Below are 18,404 nucleotides of genomic sequence, written 5' to 3' on the forward strand. Positions count from 1 at the left end.
AAAATGGCGACTTAATTTCTTAGGTCGCCATTTGTTTTTATTGTGTATGTGTATCAGCTTATTTTACCAAGCGCTTGATGAACAGCAACTCTTCTTTGGTTAAATGTCTCCAACGTCCGCGAGGTAAATCCTTCTTGGTTAAGTTAGCATATACCACTCGGTCAAGTTTTTCAACCTCATAACCCATTTGTTCAAAAATACGACGAACAATACGGTTTTTGCCGCTATGAATCTGGATACCTACTTCCTTTTTGCTTGCTCCTTCAACATAAGCTAAATCATCAGGCTTAATAAATCCATCTTCTAATTCAATACCGACTTCCAATTTTTCAAAATCTTCTTTTCTGAAGCTTTTATTTAAGGTAGCCTGATAAATTTTAGGGATCTGGTTTTTAGGATGAGCCAGTTTCTCTGCTAAGTCACCATCATTCGTTAATAGCAACAAGCCTGTCGTATTTCTATCTAAACGACCAACCGGGTAAATACGTTCTCTCGAAGCCTTTTCTACCAGGTCCATTACTGTTTTACGTTCACGAGGATCGTCAGTGGTAGTGATATAATCTTTGGGTTTGTTTAATAACACATAGGTCATTTTTTCACGACGAAGTAATTGCCCATTGAAATGAACCGTGTCACTCACATGCACTTTATAACCTAATTCAGTTACTACTTGTCCGTTTACCGAAATTTCACCTAATGCAATCAGCTCATCCGCTTTACGACGCGAGCATACACCTGCATTAGCGATATAGCGGTTTAAACGAACCTCATCAAGATTGGCTTTGCTATCTAAATCTTCAGTCTTTTTGCTTGAAGGTTTTCTGTCTCTATAGCCTCTGTCTTTAAATGTTTTAGAAGGATGTTGTTTCTCGTTATAGCCTCGCTCACTAAAATCACGGCTGCGGCCATCACTTTTTCTGCCCTCAAATTTTTTTGGGCCGTATGATTTTCTTTCTTCACCACCTCTTTCGCGGTCTCCACCGAATGATTTTCTCTCATCCGAACGGCCTGCTCCATAAGGTTTACGCTCTCCTCTGTCAGAACCGAATGACTTTCTATCGTCTGAACGTCCCTCTCCGTAAGGTTTGCGTTCTCCTCTGTCTGACCCGAATGATTTTCTATCGTCAGAACGTCCGGCTCCATAAGGTTTACGTTCACCTCTATCTGAACCGAAGGATTTTCTCTCGTCCGAACGACCTGCTCCATAAGGTTTACGCTCTCCTCTGTCTGAGCCGAATGATTTTCTCTCATCCGAACGCCCAGTGCCGTAAGGTTTACGTTCTCCTCTGTCAGATCCGAAGGATTTTCTATCATCAGAACGTCCGGCTCCGTAAGGTTTACGCTCGCCTCTGTCAGAACCGAATGATTTTCTGTCGTCAGAACGTCCTGCTCCATAAGGTTTACGCTCGCCTCTGTCAGAACCGAATGATTTTCTGTCATCCGTACGATCTGAGCCATAAGGCTTGCGATCTCTGTCTCCAAATGTTTTACGTTCATCTCTATCTGAGTAGGATGATCTTCTATCATCGGTACGGCCTGCGCCGTAAGGTTTACGTTCGCCCCTGTCTGATCCGAATGATTTTCTATCGTCGGAACGATTAGGGTTAAAAGAGCTGCGTGCATCAGAGCGACCGGCACCATATGGTTTGCGTTCGCTTCTGTCAGAGCTGTATGGTTTCTTTTCATCACGGCTGGTTCCAGCCGGTCTGCCTGGTCTTCTTGCTGCACCTTCTCCTTGTCCACGTTTAGCGGAAATGTCTTCACGACTTGTCCTTGGTCTTTTCATATTTATAATCTTATAATATATAGTGTTTACAAAATGCTATAATTGTTATTTGCTCATTATCAATGAGTTCATTTTGTAAAACGTCGCAAAGTTACATTTTTAATTTTCAACACTCGGAATAAGTTGATTTTAAATTTTTTCAAAAAAAGTCACCGGTTCAAAAATAGCCTTTACATTTTTTAAACAGCGATTTAGCTTGTTTTTAAGGGGTTGGTAGAACAGGTTGAGAACGTGTTTTTCTTGCAAAAGCTTGTCAGTCAACAAAATAAGCCTTACTTTTGCCCTGAATTTTTGTGGGGGACTGGTGTCAACAACCATCCCAAGTGTTAATCAACTGAAAGGAATTAAGGATTAGGAATGAAGAAACACTTTAGTTTGTGCGCATTGTTGATTGCGTTTTCAGGGACTTTATTTGCGGCCGGAGAGAAGCCCGGCAAAGTGGATGATCCAAACAGTTCGGCTTTAATGAAGCCTTCGGAGTATAAAACTTCACAAAGTTATCTGACATCAGCTCTGACCTTTTCGGGCGAAGCGGTGCCATTTGATAATGATGATGTTTATCAAAAATTCCTCACGAATTTAAATAAACGTATCTCATCAAGTTTTATTGAAAACCTTCAAACCATATCTTTGTCTTGGTTTCCAGTTATTGAGCCAATTTTGGCCAAATATGGAATTCCCGAAGATTTTAAATTTATTCCGGCAATTGAATCAGGCTTCGTAAAAAACGCCCGTTCAGTTTCGGGAGCGGTGGGTTACTGGCAGTTTATGCCTGCAACCGCCAGAGCTTATGGTTTAAGAGTGAGCAAAAAAGTAGACGATCGGAAAAACCTGGAAAAATCTACTATTGCTGCTTGCCGTTATTTGAATGACTTATATGAGCGTTTAGGTTCATGGACCTTGGTGGCTGCTGCCTATAATGTAGGACATAACGCCTTGGAATCAGCAATGGACCGTCAGAACGAAGATGGTTATTTTGATCTGAAGTTGAACAAGGAAACCGGTAACTATGTTTACAAGGTTTTAGTATTCAAGCATATTTTAGAAAATGCGGCCGACTTTGATCCGTATTTCAATTCATCTGTTGTTCGTTATGCTAACCTACAGGATATTAGTAGCATAGGATTGTTAACTTTGGGAGCGCTAAGTGGAATGGGAGCCCAAAGTAATTCGGCTTCGGGTTCGAAAGTTCCTAAGCCAGCGGTCAATCCAATTACTCCTAAGCAATTAGGGTCAAAAAAGAAATTGATAGCCAAAGCCGGCAAGGTATTTAACTGGCTTTAGAAAATATTAACTGGTATGAATGTTGAGCGCCTACCAGTAAGTAAAATATAAATTTCAATATCGATCAATGATTTATTGATCGTATTAAATTTTAAAAACTATGATTAGAAAGCACCTAATTACGTGTGCTTCTGGTGTTATAGTGTTCGCTCTAATCAATTTATTGTTCTTTAATTCTAATTCTGGGTTTTCCATTAACAAGGAGCCCTTGAGCACAACACCAGCAAGTGCAAAGACAACGGCAGTTAAAACAAAAATAGACTTCGCCGGTGAAGAAATTCCGCTTCACGATGTCTTGGTAAAAAAGCGGTTCATCGCTACACTTCGGCAAACTAAACTTTCACTTCGTGAGGTTGGTGACGCCAAAGCAAGAGCGAAACGATGGTTTAAGATCATTGAGCCAATTCTCGCCAAAAACGGGATTCCTCAAGATTTTAAATACATCCCGGTGATCGAGTCAGGCTATGAATTTGGCACTGACGTCTCTTCTAAAGGGGCCGCCGGCTTTTGGCAGTTCATGCCGGCCACAGCAAGAAGCTATGGTTTGGCGGTAGGAAACGGCGTTGATGAACGTTACGATCCTATCAAATCAACAAATGCTGCTTGTCGTTATTTAAAAGATCTCTACAGAGAGTTTGGATCTTGGACGATGGTAGCTGCAGCGTATAACATTGGGTCTACAAAGCTCCAACGACATACGAAGCAACAAAAAGAGGATGACTACTTTAAGTTAAATCTGAATCGGGAAACCTCTGTTTATGTTTACAAATTAATCGCTGTTAAGACAGCCATAAACAGAACTCCAGTGAATGCATTTAGTCAGGAAACTCCAAAGGTTGTAACAGCAGGTTATTCAATTAATTTAAGTAACCTTTACACCTACAGCCCTGAGTTTGTAACTAACATTCTGAAACGATTTGGTTATTCATCCCTGAAAAGTGTGGAACGGAAAGCTGTAAAATAATTACAGCGTTGAAAATTATTAAGCCGGCAGTAAACCAACTGCCGGCTTTTTTTATGCATTTAGAATTGCGCTTTATTAGTTACTTTAGAACATGCAACTGATCAAAAAACTCGGCTACTTTTGCGCTTTCTCTCTGCCTTTATTGTTGCTTGCCGGATATTATTTAGGTACAGGATGGCTGTTTATGCTGCCGATATTTGTGTTTTTCATTGTACCGCTAATTGATATCCTGCTTGGCACAGATACCTCCAATATTGCAGAGCCGCCTTCGGTAGCCGCTGAATTCTATTATTTGTTTCTACTCTACTTTTGGGCGCTGATTCAATCCGTATTACTTATTTGGGCTTGTTATGAAGTAACTTTCGCAAATTGGAATTTGTTCCAGTGGGTCGGGATGGTCTTAGGTATGGGAATTATAACCGGAGGTATAGGAATTACGGTAGCCCATGAACTCGGACATAAGAAATCTGCTGCTGAACGCTTCTTATCGAAAGTACTGCTCTCGGAAGTTTGTTATACCCAGTTTTATATTGAACATAACCGTGGACATCATGTGCATGTGGGTACTCCTTCTGATCCGGCTACCAGCCGTAAGAATGAAAGTTTTTATAGGTTTTGGAAGCGTTCGGTGTTTGAGGGTTTTTCTCACGCCTGGAAAATTGAGAACGAGCGCTTAGCAAAAAAAGGACAAGCAACCTTCAGTTTTTCTAATGAAATGCTTGGTTTAACACTGGCACCATTGGTTTTAGCTGCTGTATTTACGCTTGTATTTAGCCTGATGAGAGCTGACTTTGTTTGGGAGGTGCCGGTTTTCTTTTTTGCTCAAAGTATTTTTGCCTTTAGCTTATTGGAAGGAGTAAATTATATAGAGCATTATGGATTGATGCGCAAGGAACTTGCTCCTAATAAATATGAAAAGGTGAACACCTTGCATAGCTGGAATTCCAGTCAATTGTTAAGTAACTTCTTTTTATTTCAATTGCAGCGACATTCTGATCACCATATTTTTCCTGCAAGAAGATATCAGGTTTTAGATCATCATGACGAAAGTCCACAGTTGCCAACCGGTTATCCGGGGATGTTATTGTTAGCCATGATCCCGCCAATTTGGTTCAGGGTGATGAATAAAAAGCTGGAAGAATGGGAAGGGAAAGTTAAAAGTTAGAAGTACGAAGTACAAAGTAAGAAGTGAAGAGTAAAAAGTAAGAAGTACGAAGTGGAAAAGGTGAAGTACAAATTGAAAAGTACAAAGTACAAAGGGGCCCTCCGTATCTTAAATTTTCAATCCGAAATCCTACCTTGTACTTTGTACTTCTGACTTTGTACTTCTAATTAACGTCTTTGCATTGGTCCGCCTGCCAGGTTAAATCCTCCGAAATTATAATTGATTCCGAAACGGATTACACGGGAGATAGTTTGGTTTTTACTGGTTTGAACAAAGCTCGCGGAGGTGATACGTGCTGCATTACGGGTATTGAACAAGTCATCACCGCTGATGGTAAAGTTTAACTTACGGTTTAAGAAGCTCTTTCTAAGATCCATTCCAGCTGTAAAATAACCTTCGGTATATCCCTGAATAAAGGCTTGCGGGCCGAAATAGCGAATGTTTCCCCCAAAGTTCCAGTTTTGTGGCAGGTTTAAGCGGGCATCCACATTGGCGTTAAATGTCAGACGGTCTCTGTTAAGCTGACTTTGTAAGCGATTTACAAAGTTGTTTTTATTTAAGTTGGCTCCTGCATTTACATTCAGTTTTCCTGCAAATAGCATAATGCTTCCGTTTAACTCAACTCCGTACGCACGATTTTCGCCTATATTTTCATAGAAAGTAAAAGAGGTGTCGCGTTCTCTTACAATGGTGTAGCTGGTAATCATATTGTCAGTTTGGCGATAATAAATAGAGGAACCAATGCTTCCCAACGCAGTAAATCGGTTATAGCCTAATTCAAATGAATTTCCACGTGAAGGTTCAAGGTTTAAGTTGCCGGACTTAATATTCAACTGATCAGCGGTATTAATGTATGGATTGAGCTGGTCCATTGTAGGACGGTTAACACGATTGCTATACGAAAAGCGCAGGCTTTGCACATCGTCCATCTTAAATAAGGTGCTGAAACTTGGGTGCAGTGTTAAAAAAGGTTTGTTGAATCCAATATCACGAGAAATAAGATCTGCATTTAAATGATAGTTTTCTAAACGTAAACCTCCAACAAAGGTGAATTTACCGGTGGTATGGGTAAACTGTGTGTAAACCGAGTTGATCATATCTGTTTTATTGAAATCATTTGCCAGCAGATTGTTTTCCACAAAACCCTCCTCGGCTAAGGTATCGATATTATAACGGTTCTGATCCAGACCAATGTCAGTACTCAAACCTGCTTCAAAGCGACTTTTATTCTTATTAAATGGCCAGTTTAGGTCGGCTTTAAAGTTGATGGTTGAACTGTAATTTTTAGTATAAGCTCTTTGTAAGGTAGTGTCTACTTGAGGGAACGTGAAGAACTGATTGTAGGCACTGTTGTTCTGCATGTTATTTCTAGAGAAATTCAACTCAGTTCTAAGTTCTTTCTGATTCTGAAAGTCGAAACCTCTCATTCTTCCGCCGCCACCAGATCCACCGGGGCCACCCGGCATAGTAATGCCAGCTCTTTGAGCCATTGCCTTCAGACCTTCAGGGTTTTGAATCGTGTTGCGTATTGAATCAGCAAACTTTGGATTTTTGGCCGCCTTGAGCGCAATGGAATCACCAATCTTCATCATTCTATCGAAGTTTTGTTGCTGGCCTTGTGGCATGAAAACATGTCTGTAGCCCACACCAATCTTAGCTGTAAAATTATTGCTGTTCGAATTGTTATCCCTGATGAAGTTTTTATATGGCTGCTGGCTTTCATTCATCAACGTGTTTAGTGATGAATTGATGTTATCGTTGTTACTGCTGGTAACGGCCAGGTTAAAGCTCATGCTGTTGGCCGTGTTAAACCTTAGCGTATTGTTTGAAAAGAAATTATGGTTTTGTGAGTTAACATTCCCTGAACTACTCTGATTCAGGTAGCTAACACCTCCCTGCTCAAAATTTTGGCGGTAAAGCTCACTAGCTGTAGAATTGCTGTAGGGACTGTAATTATAATTGTTAAAGCTGGAGAACTTGCGGTTGAAGTAATTATACCCAAGACGACCGCTATAGCGGTTACGTGTATTGGCATTGGCTCCAACAGTAAAGCTGCTTCCTCTTAATCCTGAACGGTTTTTGGTAACGATGTTAATGATCCCTCCTGAGCCTTCAGCACTGTATTTTGCTGATGGATTAGTTAACACCTCGATCTTTTGAAGGGCGCTGGCCGGGATCATATCTAAAACTTTAGATAGTTCGGTAGGTTCTCCATCCACTAACACCTTAATATCGCTACTTCCACGAACACTAACTTTTCCCTCGGCATCAACCTGAACGGAAGGAATGCGTTGCAGCGCTTCAACTGCCGTTGCACCAGAGTTTTGTAGACTTTCCTCAACGTTGTAGGTTACTCCCTCTGTTCCCACTTGAAAAGGACTGCGGGGAGCAGTTACAGTCACTTCATTAAGTTTGTTTGATGTTTGTTTCAGTTTTAAATCATCGTAATTAACTACAGGCTTCTCTGCTGAAAGAACAATATTACTTATTGTGAGTGTTTCATAACCCACAAAGCTGACGGTGATCTTATAGCTTCCGAAAGGAACTTTCTGAAATAAAAACTCACCACTTTCATTTGAATAAGTACCTTTTGAACCTGCGGTTTCGGTAGCTTTTAATAATGAAACGGTTACAAAATCTAATGGCTGTAGTGTTTTAACATCAATCACTTTTCCGGTAATTTTTCCGGAAGTGGGCGCTTTGTTGCTGCTTTGTGCAAAGGAAAAGGTTGCTGTACTTATAATAATTGCTAAAAGGATTCCCAGGGTCCTTTTCAAAAATGTCAGGTTAAAATTCACGATATGTCGTCTAGATTAGTTTCAAAGATAGATTAATATGAAACGCAGGGGTTTAATGTTGGTCTGCAACAATACGGTTACGGTCGACAAAAGAAGTACAAGGGTAGAAGTACAAAGTACAAAGTACGATTTGGGATCTTAGATTTCAGAAAAGTACAAGGTTAGAAGTACAAAGTACAAGGGATTTAGATTTCGGATTTTAGATTTCAGAAAAGTACAAGGTTAGAAGTACAAAGTACAAGGGATTTAGATTTCGGATTTTAGATTTCAGAAAAGTACAAGGTTAGAAGTACAAAGTACAAAGGGGAGGTAATAAAGTACAAAGTACGAAGGGGAACGTACGAAGTTAAAAGGATGCCCATTTTTAGAAGAGCGAGGGGCCAAACTTCGATCCGAAGTCTTCTTAGATTGTACTTCTAACCTTGTACTTTGTACTTTTTCCTTCGTACTTTATTATCCTTCGTACTTCCATACCGGCTACAGTTTAACTTTGCTTATCTTTGCTGCCTTGATCTTGTACCTTGGTCTTTATGAGTGAGAAATTTACCGATTTGGGTGAGCAGTCTGAAGTTGAAGTGTTTGGCGCCCGTGTTCACAATCTTAAAAACATAGATGTTTCCTTTCCCCGCAACAAACTGGTAGTAATAACTGGTTTAAGTGGTAGCGGAAAATCGTCGTTGGCATTTGATACGATCTATGCTGAAGGACAGCGACGTTACATGGAAACATTCAGTGCTTACTCACGGCAGTTTATGGGAGGTATGGAACGGCCCGATGTGGATAAGGTTTCGGGCTTAAGTCCGGTGATCGCTATTGAACAAAAAACCACTTCAAAGAATCCCCGCTCAACCGTTGGTACCATTACCGAGATCTATGACTTTTTGCGATTGCTTTATGCACGTATTGCGGATGCTTACTCCTACAATACCGGTGAGCTGATGCAGAAAATGTCGGAAGAGCAGATCATCAACAGCATTATGGAGCAATTTGATGGAAAGCCCATCAATATTTTGGCGCCTATTGTAAAAGGACGTAAAGGGCATTACCGCGAACTGTTTGAACAAATTCGTAAACAAGGATATACCAAGGTTAGGGTTGATGGAGAGATACAAGATGTAGCTCCCAAAATGCAACTCGACCGTTACAAGATCCACGATATTGAGGTAGTGATTGACCGCGTGGAGGTTCGTGCCGATAACCGCAAACGCATAGTTGATTCGGTGGCATCAGCCATGAAACAAGCCAAAGGCATTATTAAAATTGCCGATAAGGAAGGAAATGTTTCCCACTTCTCTAAGTTTTTGATGTGCCCAACGACAGGTATTTCTTATGACGAACCTCAACCCAATACATTTTCATTCAATTCACCCTATGGCGCTTGTCCAAAGTGTAGCGGTTTGGGTTATATTTTAGAGATCGATGAGCATTCGGTGATTCCGAATCCGAAGCTGAGCATTATGGAAGGCGGTTTGGCTCCTTTGGGCGAATACCGAGAAACATGGATGTTTCAGATACTGAAAGCCCTGTCGAAGAAATATGATTTCTCACTTTCGGCACCGATTGAAAAATTGAAGCCCGAGATAAAAGATATTATCCTTAACGGAGCGCCTGATATTATCACGGTTCCGGTGAAATATGGCTCTTACAATACCCAAAACTACCAGGTAACGTTCGACGGTTTAGTTAAAACGCTGGAAGAACAACAGGAAAACCGCAAAGAAGATGAAGACGGTGCCGATTTGGAAGGCTTCCGGACATTAAAGGTTTGTCCTGAGTGCCATGGTGCCCGCTTGAAAAGAGAGGCATTGCATTTTAAAATTGCCGACAAGAATATTTTTGAGCTGAGTATCATGGACATTAACACGCTAAAAGCGTGGTTCGAGGATATTGAAAAGCAATTGAGCGAGCGTAAAAATGTAATCGCCAAAGAAATACTGAAGGAAATTCGTGCCCGTATCGGCTTTTTGCTCGATGTAGGTTTATCATACCTCACTTTAGACAGAACTTCCCGCACCCTTTCGGGCGGTGAGGCACAACGTATCCGTTTGGCTACGCAAATTGGTTCACAACTGGTAAACGTGCTGTACATTTTAGATGAACCAAGTATTGGTTTGCACCAGCGCGACAATAACCGTTTGATAGAAGCCTTGAAGAGATTGAGAGATGTGGGTAATACCGTTTTGGTGGTGGAGCATGATAAAGACATGATCGTGGAATCGGATTATGTGATTGATATGGGGCCGGCTGCCGGGGTTCATGGTGGACAGGTGGTGGCACAAGGTGCTCCTGATCAATTGCTGAGTTTCCATACGATAACTACTGATTATATCAATGGAATTAAAGGTATTGAAGTTCCGCAGAAAAGAAGGGAAGGAAACGGGCATGAACTGAAGTTGATGGGAGCCCATGGGAATAACCTGAAAAATGTTTCGGTGTCGTTTCCTTTGGGTAAGTTCATCTGCGTTACCGGGGTTTCGGGCAGTGGGAAATCAACCTTAATTACCGAAACTTTATACCCTATTCTGAACCAATACTTCTTCAACGCTAAGAAGAAACCTTTAGATTATAAAAAGATCGAAGGACTGGAGCATGTCGATAAGGTGATTGAGATCGATCAAACGCCGATTGGCCGTACACCACGTTCCAATCCTTCCACTTATACCGGTGTATTTTCGGATATCCGTAACCTGTTTACACAGCTGCCTGAATCAAAGATACGGGGCTATAAACCCGGACGTTTTTCGTTTAACGTAAAAGGCGGTCGTTGTGAAACTTGCCAGGGTGCCGGGATGAAGGTGATTGAAATGAACTTTTTACCCGACGTGATGGTGAACTGTGAGGAGTGCAACGGCAGGCGCTATAACCGCGAAACATTGGAAGTGCGTTACAAGGGAAAATCGATCAGTGATGTGTTGGATATGAGTGTGGAAGATGCTGTGCCGTTCTTCGAAAATATTCCGGCTATCTACCGTAAAATAAAAACCCTGCTGGATGTTGGCTTGGGTTATATCACACTAGGACAATCGTCGGTAACACTTTCGGGAGGTGAGGCGCAACGTGTGAAACTGGCTACTGAACTTTCTAAAAAAGATACGGGTAAAACCTTTTACATATTGGATGAGCCAACCACCGGTTTGCATTTCGAAGACATCCGCATTTTATTGGGCGTGCTGAACCGACTGGTTGAAAAGGGGAATACTGTATTGGTAATTGAGCATAATTTGGATGTAGTTAAAGTAGCTGATCATGTGATTGATCTTGGTCCGGAAGGAGGAAAGGGAGGCGGAGTAATTGTTTTTGAAGGCACCCCTGAAGGACTTACCAAATGTAAGAAAAGCTTTACCGGTGAGTTTTTGAAGAAGGAAATGAAGTAATGGAATACGGTTGTATTGTTAAACTGAAATAACGAAAAGGGAGCTTTAGGGCTCCTTTTTTTATGGCTATTGGAAACGGTTGTTGGATTGACTATTTGCAGTTTCATGGATAAGTTATCAGCGATCGTTTATTTGCCGATCCTTGTAATACTGAATTACGCGCTCCGTTGTTTATCATGCAAAGTTCTGGTTTACTCTTACAGTTTAGATAACAAGGGTGGATTATTATAGAGAGATCGCACGTATTCGATACGCATTTGATACGGCTTTAACTCGACGTATACTCGACGTATACTCGACGCATACTCGGCGTATACTCGACGCATACTCGACGCATACTCGGCGTATACTCGACGCATACTCGGCGTATACTCGACGCATACTCGACGCATACTCGACGTTGATACGGCGTTGACCCGTCCTGAATAACTTACAGGTTAGTGAATAAATCCTGTTGGAGATCGGGTTAACAATTACAACTACTGAACAGAAAAGTCTATGGTTTTATTTATTTCTGGAAGTAATGCTGTGTAAAATACTTTGGGTAAGGGAGGTTCGTTCCAATCTAAGACTTTTCGATCGATTACTTTTCACGAGTAGTTGTTCTCACAAAGTTCTTCTGCTATTGTTGCCCTCCATCCCGGTTGAACCGGGAGCGGACCGAATATTTCCGATCCCGGTTCAACCGGGATCCAATTCGCCTTCAAACCTTACCGCACAAAGCCGAAACTGGCCAAGGTTCCTTACGGAAATATTGAATGATTTTGCAGTATCAAACTTGTAGCAAATTAGGTTGGGTTTTATTAATAAGGAAAATCATCAGACTTTAGGTTTAATTACAATTCGAAATGATGCTGTGTGAAATATTTTGGGTAAGGGAGGTTCGTTCCAATCTAAGACTTTCGATCGATTACTTTTCACGAGTAGTTGTTCTCACAAAGTTCTTCTGCTATTGTTGCCCTCCATCCCGGTTGAACCGGGAGCGGGACCGAGTGTTCACACTCCCGATTCAACCGGGATCTTATCCGCCTGCAACCATTCCGCACAAGCCGGGATAGGCCAAGCTACCTTATGTGAACACTGAATGAAAGGACATGTTAAAAAAATTAACCTGAGCATCTTCAGAAATTGACCCTTTAAGCAAATTGCCTTTTTTGCATTTTTTGTCCCGTTTTCCTTTTAGCAGGTTCGTATATATTCCGTATTTTGATGTATACACGCAACTTCCTTTATGAAAATTTCAAAAATTAATCATCATCAGCAGGATCGTATTAAAATTGAATTTCCATATAACCAAGAGATCGCGACTTTATTAAAGTCGATACCTGATGCTAAGTGGAGCCGAACGCATAATGCCTGGCATATTCCCTATACTAAAAATGCATATCGTCAACTCCTAAGCCTATTTCCAGAGCTTCGATCTAAAGGAACTGAAGAGCCGTCAACAACACCCATTCAACCTATAAAGCAACCGGCAACCGGTGATATCCATATAACCGTAGTTGGCCGAAAAATCATTCTAAAAATGCCCAGGAATGATGCAGATGTGGCATTTGTTTCACAGTTAAAATACAGCCGATGGAATTCCTTTGGCTTTTACTGGCAGTTGCCCAATTATAAAGGAACGTTGGAAATGCTAAAAGCCTATTTTGGCCCTCGTATCAGTTTCCTGGTTGAAGAAGATCAAACGGAGGCAAATGGTGGATCAAGCATGCTTGCAACAAAGAATGAGGCGTTCATTTTAAAAACTACCACCGGTCGCTTACGCATTATCACCTGTTTTAACGAGGAGGTAACGACTGCCATCAAACAGCTTCCTTTTTACAAATGGGATGGAAAAAATAAATGGTGGACGATCGCTTATTCGGAGCAAAATTTAACCAAATTAAAGCAAGGGCTGCAAGCAGCGGGGTTGAGGATCATTTATAAAGAAGAAGCGACTAACGGCGGTTGTTCCAAATTATCAGCTTCAGCAATAGTTGATTATCGTTTTGCACCGGAAAGCCTTGCGGAGAAACTTACGGAATTGCGATACAGTCCATCTACCATAAAGTCGTATGTGAATTTGTTTGAGGAGTTTATTAATTACTACCGGAATAACGATATTGATCTACTTGACGAAAAGCATATCATTGCCTATTTACGGTACCTGGTTACCGAGCGAAAAGTTAGCTCCTCTTATCAAAACCAGGCCATTAACAGCATTAAATTTTACTATGAACGAGTGTTGGGCGGGCAGCGAAAGTTGTATTTTATAGAACGGCCCATTACAGAAAAAGTGCTTCCGGTGGTGTTAAGTGAGCAGGAAATAAAGTTGCTGTTTGATCACATTACCAATTTGAAACATAAAGCAATGCTGATGCTTGCCTATTCGGCAGGCTTAAGGGTGAGTGAGTTATTGAATCTTAAGGTAGAAGATATTGATTCGGACCGAAACCAGATCAGAATTAAACAAGCAAAAGGCAAGAAAGACCGATATACGCTCTTGTCGGCTAAGGTACTCGTTGTATTACGACAGTATTATTTGGCTTATAAACCTAAGTCGTGGTTGTTTGAAGGGTTCAACCCCGATGGGACACAAGTATCAATGCAATACTCAGCCCGTAGTGCTCAAAAAATATTCAGGGAGGCAGTAAAGAAAGCAGGCATTCGTAAAAAAGTAAGTTTACACACGCTCAGGCATTCATTTGCCACTCATTTATTAGAAAATGGAACTGATTTACGTTATATACAAAGCTTATTGGGGCATGGCAGTAGCAAAACAACCGAGATTTACACGCATATAACCACTAAAGGATTTGACCAGATAAAAAGTCCGTTAGATAATTTAGATATTGAATAAAATAGTTATTTTGGAGGGCTGAAACCGCTGATTTGTTAAGATTGAAAGAGAAGAAATGGTTCAGCCAAATGAAATATATACGCACCTAAGCTTAAACTAAACGCAACGAGGTGCGTATACATACACGTTGTATGCAATTAGAGGAAAGGCTCTTTGGAAAAGACCGCAAGAAAGCAAAGAAAAAAATGGAGTTTGCAATGAGAGCAGCAGCAGCTGCTAGAGAGGCACTCAATTGAAGCGAGTAAAATGCATTTTAGCAAAGCTTAAAGTTGAGTGATCGACTGATTTGTAAAATCAACTCATTGCAAAACGAAAAAGTTTTTAAATTATTGCTTGCTTGCAGCGACTTTTTGCCCATAGGCGGAGATTTTTTAATTTCAGGGGCTCACTTCGCTTATTACCTATAAACGCAATGAGCCTAAAGAATTTCAATTAAAAAAACTAACTGCATACAACAACCGCTAAATGAAATGCCCAGACCTGGCACAAGGCCGACACTCGGCACTTCACTTAGCTTAGCGTTAGGCGCCATTTTGTTAAGTAAAACTACAATGATTGAACAGCAAATCACATTCTCCAAGTGGACATCAATTATTTCTGACACCATTTATCCTTCGATTGATAAAATTGAAACTGAAGGCTACCAATTGAAGGTTTTATTAAGTGATAGTGAAGGATATCAATATATTTTGAATACCAAAGTAGAGGTTTATGAAATAAGCCATGAGGAGCATTTTTTTCATTATTGGGAGCAGTTAAATAAATCAGAGTATAAACTGGGTAATACCTTAGAAATTAAAAATTCAAGCTGGTTAAAGAGATTCTCAACGTTACAGGACGATCCCGACCAATATCTTCACTTAATGATCATATCCGACGATATCGTTTTGCAGTTTATAACTGAAGAATACCCAGTTTTATGGCAAATATCGAAACAATAAAAACGGCGCCTAACACAGCCTTACCGTCAGCGCGGTGAATCTGCAAATTGAAATCAAAACCAAATTAATAACTTGCATCACGGCTGATAATTAAGCGCGTTTTTCTTCGCGCCGAACGGCAAGCCTAAAACGTTAGCTGTAATTGTGTAGTCTAGTCCGACAAATATTTATGAAATTATTGCAAAAGCCTTTTATTATTTATCTGAATTTACCCCTCCTAATGTTGACTGGATGCTATTCATTAGTTAAGCTTTCTGACCATGATGTTACAACCAACGACCCCAAAGCCTTCAAAAATATCTCTAAATTTTCAATCGCTCTGACATCACAAATAGATACTAATGCTATATATAAAGAATGTTGTTCATTGTTCACACTTGAAAGTTCGCTATTTGGGTTTGCCAAGGTGTCGAAACACGAATTTTATAATCGAACGGACGGCTATGTCAACTATTACAGATTTTACGGGAATGGACATTGCAATAGTTTTATGTTAAAAGCAAACCAAAAGAATTTAAACCGGCACGACTTTGACCCAACTAGGACAGGACATAGAGGTGTTTATTACATAGATAAAAAAGGCAACGTAAAAGTTGACCTCTTTACTCAAATCGGAGAACTAAGCAGCTTAAGAAGTAGTTTTGGTATCAGGACTGAAACCTTGACTTTCAACGGAGATACAATATTTCTGAATAGAGGTGATGACAATTATAGTAGCGTCTATATAAAGATGAAAGTTCAAGATGAGATTCAACAAATCAAAGGTTGGTGACATGTCGTACAACCAAACAACTACAGCTAACAAAATGTTTATGCCAGCTTGGGGTTCAGTGTAGGTTTGAAGTTTTGTTTTCTTAATTTCGTTTGGCAACGTGGGACAGTGACGCGCTTCGAAAACCCAAGCCGTCATAAACATTAACGTTAGCAATAATTGTAGGAAGACAGCAAACCGAATGAAGACAATAAGGTTAATTTCAATCATACTTGGTGTATTAATTGCAATAGTAGGATTTGCACTTGGTGTCGGATTTTTAATAGCTTTTTTAAACGATAAGCTAGGCAAACAGTGGATAATATTTGCATTTGTTATTGTACTACTAGCCTTGGTGATAATTCTAAAATATCTAGAAAGGGCTGAGAAAAAAAGAGGCAAGAACGATTCAGATTTATTAAGAATTGGCAAGTTGATTTTCCAAAATCATAAAGAAGAGTTTGACAGCTTTTACAATTTGTATCTACACGACAAAAAGAAATTTTCAGCTCAAAAAGAGTTGCAAGGATTCGATTTGGAAAATCTGAGACCAATTGACGTTTTGTCAATTTTCGGAGAATCCAAAAATCTTGTTCATTTAATAGATTGGAGAGGGGAAGAGGATGAAGACAAAATTGAAACCCATATAGAAGAGAATATTTTAAAAGAAAAACATAATTGGACAAACACGAATAAACTTAGACTTGGTGTTGTAAGTGATGAAAAACAAAGAAACGGTAAATTCATAATCGACTTATTTAAATCGGTCGACAAAGACTTGCAGACAATTAACCAACGAATCATCTTTTTAGATCTTGGGTCTGACGCATATGCTTACATGACCGTTGACTCAAAAACATTTGACGAAATAATAATAAGTTCACCAGACAACTTCCACGGAACTAACAAATTGAGAAAATGAAAACAACTATTGCTAACAAAATGTTTATGCCAGCTTGGGGTGATGTGTAGGTTTGAAGTTTTGTTTTCTTAATTTCGTTTAGCAACGGGGACAGTGACACGCTTCGAAAGCCCAAGCCGTCATAAACATAAACGTTGGCGGTAATGCTAAAAAGCTTCTATGAAAAGACTATCACTTATATTTTATTTTAGCCTTTTAATCTTAACCATTTTCATTTGGCGACTCATTTATTCGGCACGGTTCCTCGACTATGACGACAACTACGGACAGCTAATCTTTGCCTTTACGGTTTCGACCGTTTCAATCATCGCTATTTCTGTATTATGGTTCAGGAATAAATCTTTCATTAAAAAGTCTATTTGGGCGACAATGCTATATTTTTTAACAAGCTCGCCTTTGACTGTTGGACTTGCAATTATTTATTATTCAGACTTATTTGGAGTAACATTAAAAAACTAACCTAAAACCGACAAGATAAGCACTACCGCTAACAGTCGCTTGCCGTAAAGCGCGGCGGACGTGCAATTTTGAACTGAAAACTTAATTAATAATTTTACATCACGGCGGACAAGTCGCAGGTATTTTCACCGCGCCTTCGGCAAGCTGAAACGTTATGGGCTATTATAAATCTACAACCTACAAACAAAAACACATTTTGACTGCAAGACATATGAAAAAAATTAAGTTATGTCTCTTTGTTCTTATTTTGACAACATATTCATCTATTTCATTTGGACAAACAGCAACAAAAGCTGACTCTGTTGAATTTTGCGGTAAGCATTTTATCGCACCAAAGGACTGTGAGACAATTGGAAATATGATTAAGTGTAGCGACTATGTTTTTACTTGGACATATGAGCCTGTTAGTGACCTCCCTCGACATCAGAAAGAATTATTGGCACAAATTGAAAAACCTAAAGAGCAAAATGTTTCAGTCTTAAACACTGACTTAATAGGCTATCTATCAAAGGTTGACACATTCGACAGTTTACTTATAATTGGAAAAGTAAACGGGAAAGGCGTAATAATCAGTTTGTTTGTAAATAAAGCAATTAAATCGACCGCTGACTTACCTGAATTTACTAGACAACTGATAACAATAAAATAAAAGTAAACGAATAATAACAGCCCATAACACGGGTTTTGCGTCAGGCGGGCTGACGTGCAAACCTGAAGTTTTGTGCTTCTAATGAACTTTAGTAATAAATTGAAACTTTGTGCTCTGAAACCCGCCCGAACGCAAAGCCCCAAAACGTTGTGTGCAATTGCCCTAAAAAAATACCGTTGAAAATAGAGAGACAATTAAGCGGACAAGAAATTAAAACTCTTGAGAAAAGAGTAAAGGACATTGGGAAAAGAAAATTTCGATTGATGAAATTTCTCATCTTCTGGACTCTTACCTCTCTAGTCGTTGGGATAGTTGCAAGTTTTTATGTCGACCGCGGACTTTTGATCTTGTTAGTCGTTACTGTTTTAATCTTCATTGCAATTGGACTTTGGACTTACTTGACAGTAAGTTGCCTTTTGACAGAGAATTAAAAGGAATTGAAGACCTTAAAGCAAAAAATCTGGTGACA

12 protein-coding genes are annotated in these 18,404 nt (G+C 39.9%); 9 read left to right on the plus strand and 3 right to left on the minus strand.

What is annotated here, in order from left to right; translation table 11 throughout:
- Window positions 1–58: 58 nt before the first annotated feature.
- On the minus strand, window positions 59–1,786 hold the full coding sequence (locus NF867_RS09830; protein ID WP_252587665.1) for a pseudouridine synthase: 1,728 nt from the start codon (window positions 1,784–1,786) through the stop codon (window positions 59–61).
- A 357-nt stretch (window positions 1,787–2,143) separates the two neighbouring features.
- Between NF867_RS09830 and NF867_RS09835 the strand changes: the two genes are divergently transcribed.
- The 3 genes from NF867_RS09835 (at window position 2,144) to NF867_RS09845 (ending at window position 5,199) form a co-directional block, all read left to right on the plus strand.
- Window positions 2,144–3,070, plus strand: a complete 927-nt coding sequence (locus NF867_RS09835; RefSeq protein ID WP_252587666.1) for a lytic transglycosylase domain-containing protein — start codon at window positions 2,144–2,146, stop codon at window positions 3,068–3,070.
- A gap of 208 nt (window positions 3,071–3,278) precedes the next feature.
- Complete coding sequence (locus tag NF867_RS09840; protein WP_252587667.1) at window positions 3,279–4,034, plus strand: lytic transglycosylase domain-containing protein; 756 nt, start codon at window positions 3,279–3,281, stop codon at window positions 4,032–4,034.
- Between the two features lie 91 nt (window positions 4,035–4,125).
- The gene (locus NF867_RS09845) at window positions 4,126–5,199 is read left to right on the plus strand and encodes an alkane 1-monooxygenase (protein WP_252587668.1); all 1,074 of its coding nucleotides are present in this window, start codon (window positions 4,126–4,128) and stop codon (window positions 5,197–5,199) included.
- Between the two features lie 167 nt (window positions 5,200–5,366).
- Here the strand turns inward: NF867_RS09845 and NF867_RS09850 are convergent, their stop codons facing one another.
- The gene (locus NF867_RS09850) at window positions 5,367–7,976 is read right to left on the minus strand and encodes a TonB-dependent receptor (protein ID WP_252587669.1); all 2,610 of its coding nucleotides are present in this window, start codon (window positions 7,974–7,976) and stop codon (window positions 5,367–5,369) included.
- 551 nt (window positions 7,977–8,527) lie between these two features.
- Between NF867_RS09850 and uvrA the strand changes: the two genes are divergently transcribed.
- The 3 genes from uvrA to NF867_RS09865 all read left to right on the plus strand — a co-directional run bounded on the left by uvrA (window position 8,528) and on the right by NF867_RS09865 (window position 15,154).
- Window positions 8,528–11,371, plus strand: coding sequence for an excinuclease ABC subunit UvrA (uvrA, locus tag NF867_RS09855; RefSeq protein ID WP_252587670.1), 2,844 nt, complete (start codon window positions 8,528–8,530; stop codon window positions 11,369–11,371).
- A 1,231-nt stretch (window positions 11,372–12,602) separates the two neighbouring features.
- Window positions 12,603–14,213 carry a tyrosine-type recombinase/integrase gene (locus NF867_RS09860; protein WP_252587671.1) on the plus strand — a complete coding sequence of 537 codons (1,611 nt, stop codon included), beginning with the start codon at window positions 12,603–12,605 and terminating at the stop codon, window positions 14,211–14,213.
- 470 nt (window positions 14,214–14,683) lie between these two features.
- Window positions 14,684–15,154 carry a hypothetical protein gene (locus NF867_RS09865; RefSeq protein ID WP_252587672.1) on the plus strand — a complete coding sequence of 157 codons (471 nt, stop codon included), beginning with the start codon at window positions 14,684–14,686 and terminating at the stop codon, window positions 15,152–15,154.
- Window positions 15,155–15,782: 628 nt separating this feature from the next.
- On the opposite strand, the gene NF867_RS09870 is transcribed toward NF867_RS09865, so the two are convergent.
- The gene (locus NF867_RS09870) at window positions 15,783–16,064 is read right to left on the minus strand and encodes a hypothetical protein (protein ID WP_252587673.1); all 282 of its coding nucleotides are present in this window, start codon (window positions 16,062–16,064) and stop codon (window positions 15,783–15,785) included.
- Between the two features lie 43 nt (window positions 16,065–16,107).
- Here NF867_RS09870 and NF867_RS09875 point away from each other — a divergent pair, with 43 nt between their 5' ends.
- From NF867_RS09875 to NF867_RS09885, 3 genes are all read left to right on the plus strand, one after another.
- The gene (locus NF867_RS09875) at window positions 16,108–16,827 is read left to right on the plus strand and encodes a DUF6630 family protein (protein ID WP_252587674.1); all 720 of its coding nucleotides are present in this window, start codon (window positions 16,108–16,110) and stop codon (window positions 16,825–16,827) included.
- Window positions 16,828–16,986: 159 nt separating this feature from the next.
- Complete coding sequence (locus tag NF867_RS09880) at window positions 16,987–17,286, plus strand: hypothetical protein (protein WP_252587675.1); 300 nt, start codon at window positions 16,987–16,989, stop codon at window positions 17,284–17,286.
- A 211-nt stretch (window positions 17,287–17,497) separates the two neighbouring features.
- Window positions 17,498–17,935 (plus strand): hypothetical protein, encoded by a 438-nt coding sequence (locus NF867_RS09885; RefSeq protein ID WP_252587676.1) that lies wholly within the window; start codon window positions 17,498–17,500, stop codon window positions 17,933–17,935.
- Window positions 17,936–18,404 lie beyond the last annotated feature (469 nt).

This window comes from Solitalea agri (assembly GCF_023914155.1).
GTDB classification, from domain to species: domain Bacteria; phylum Bacteroidota; class Bacteroidia; order Sphingobacteriales; family Sphingobacteriaceae; genus Solitalea; species Solitalea agri.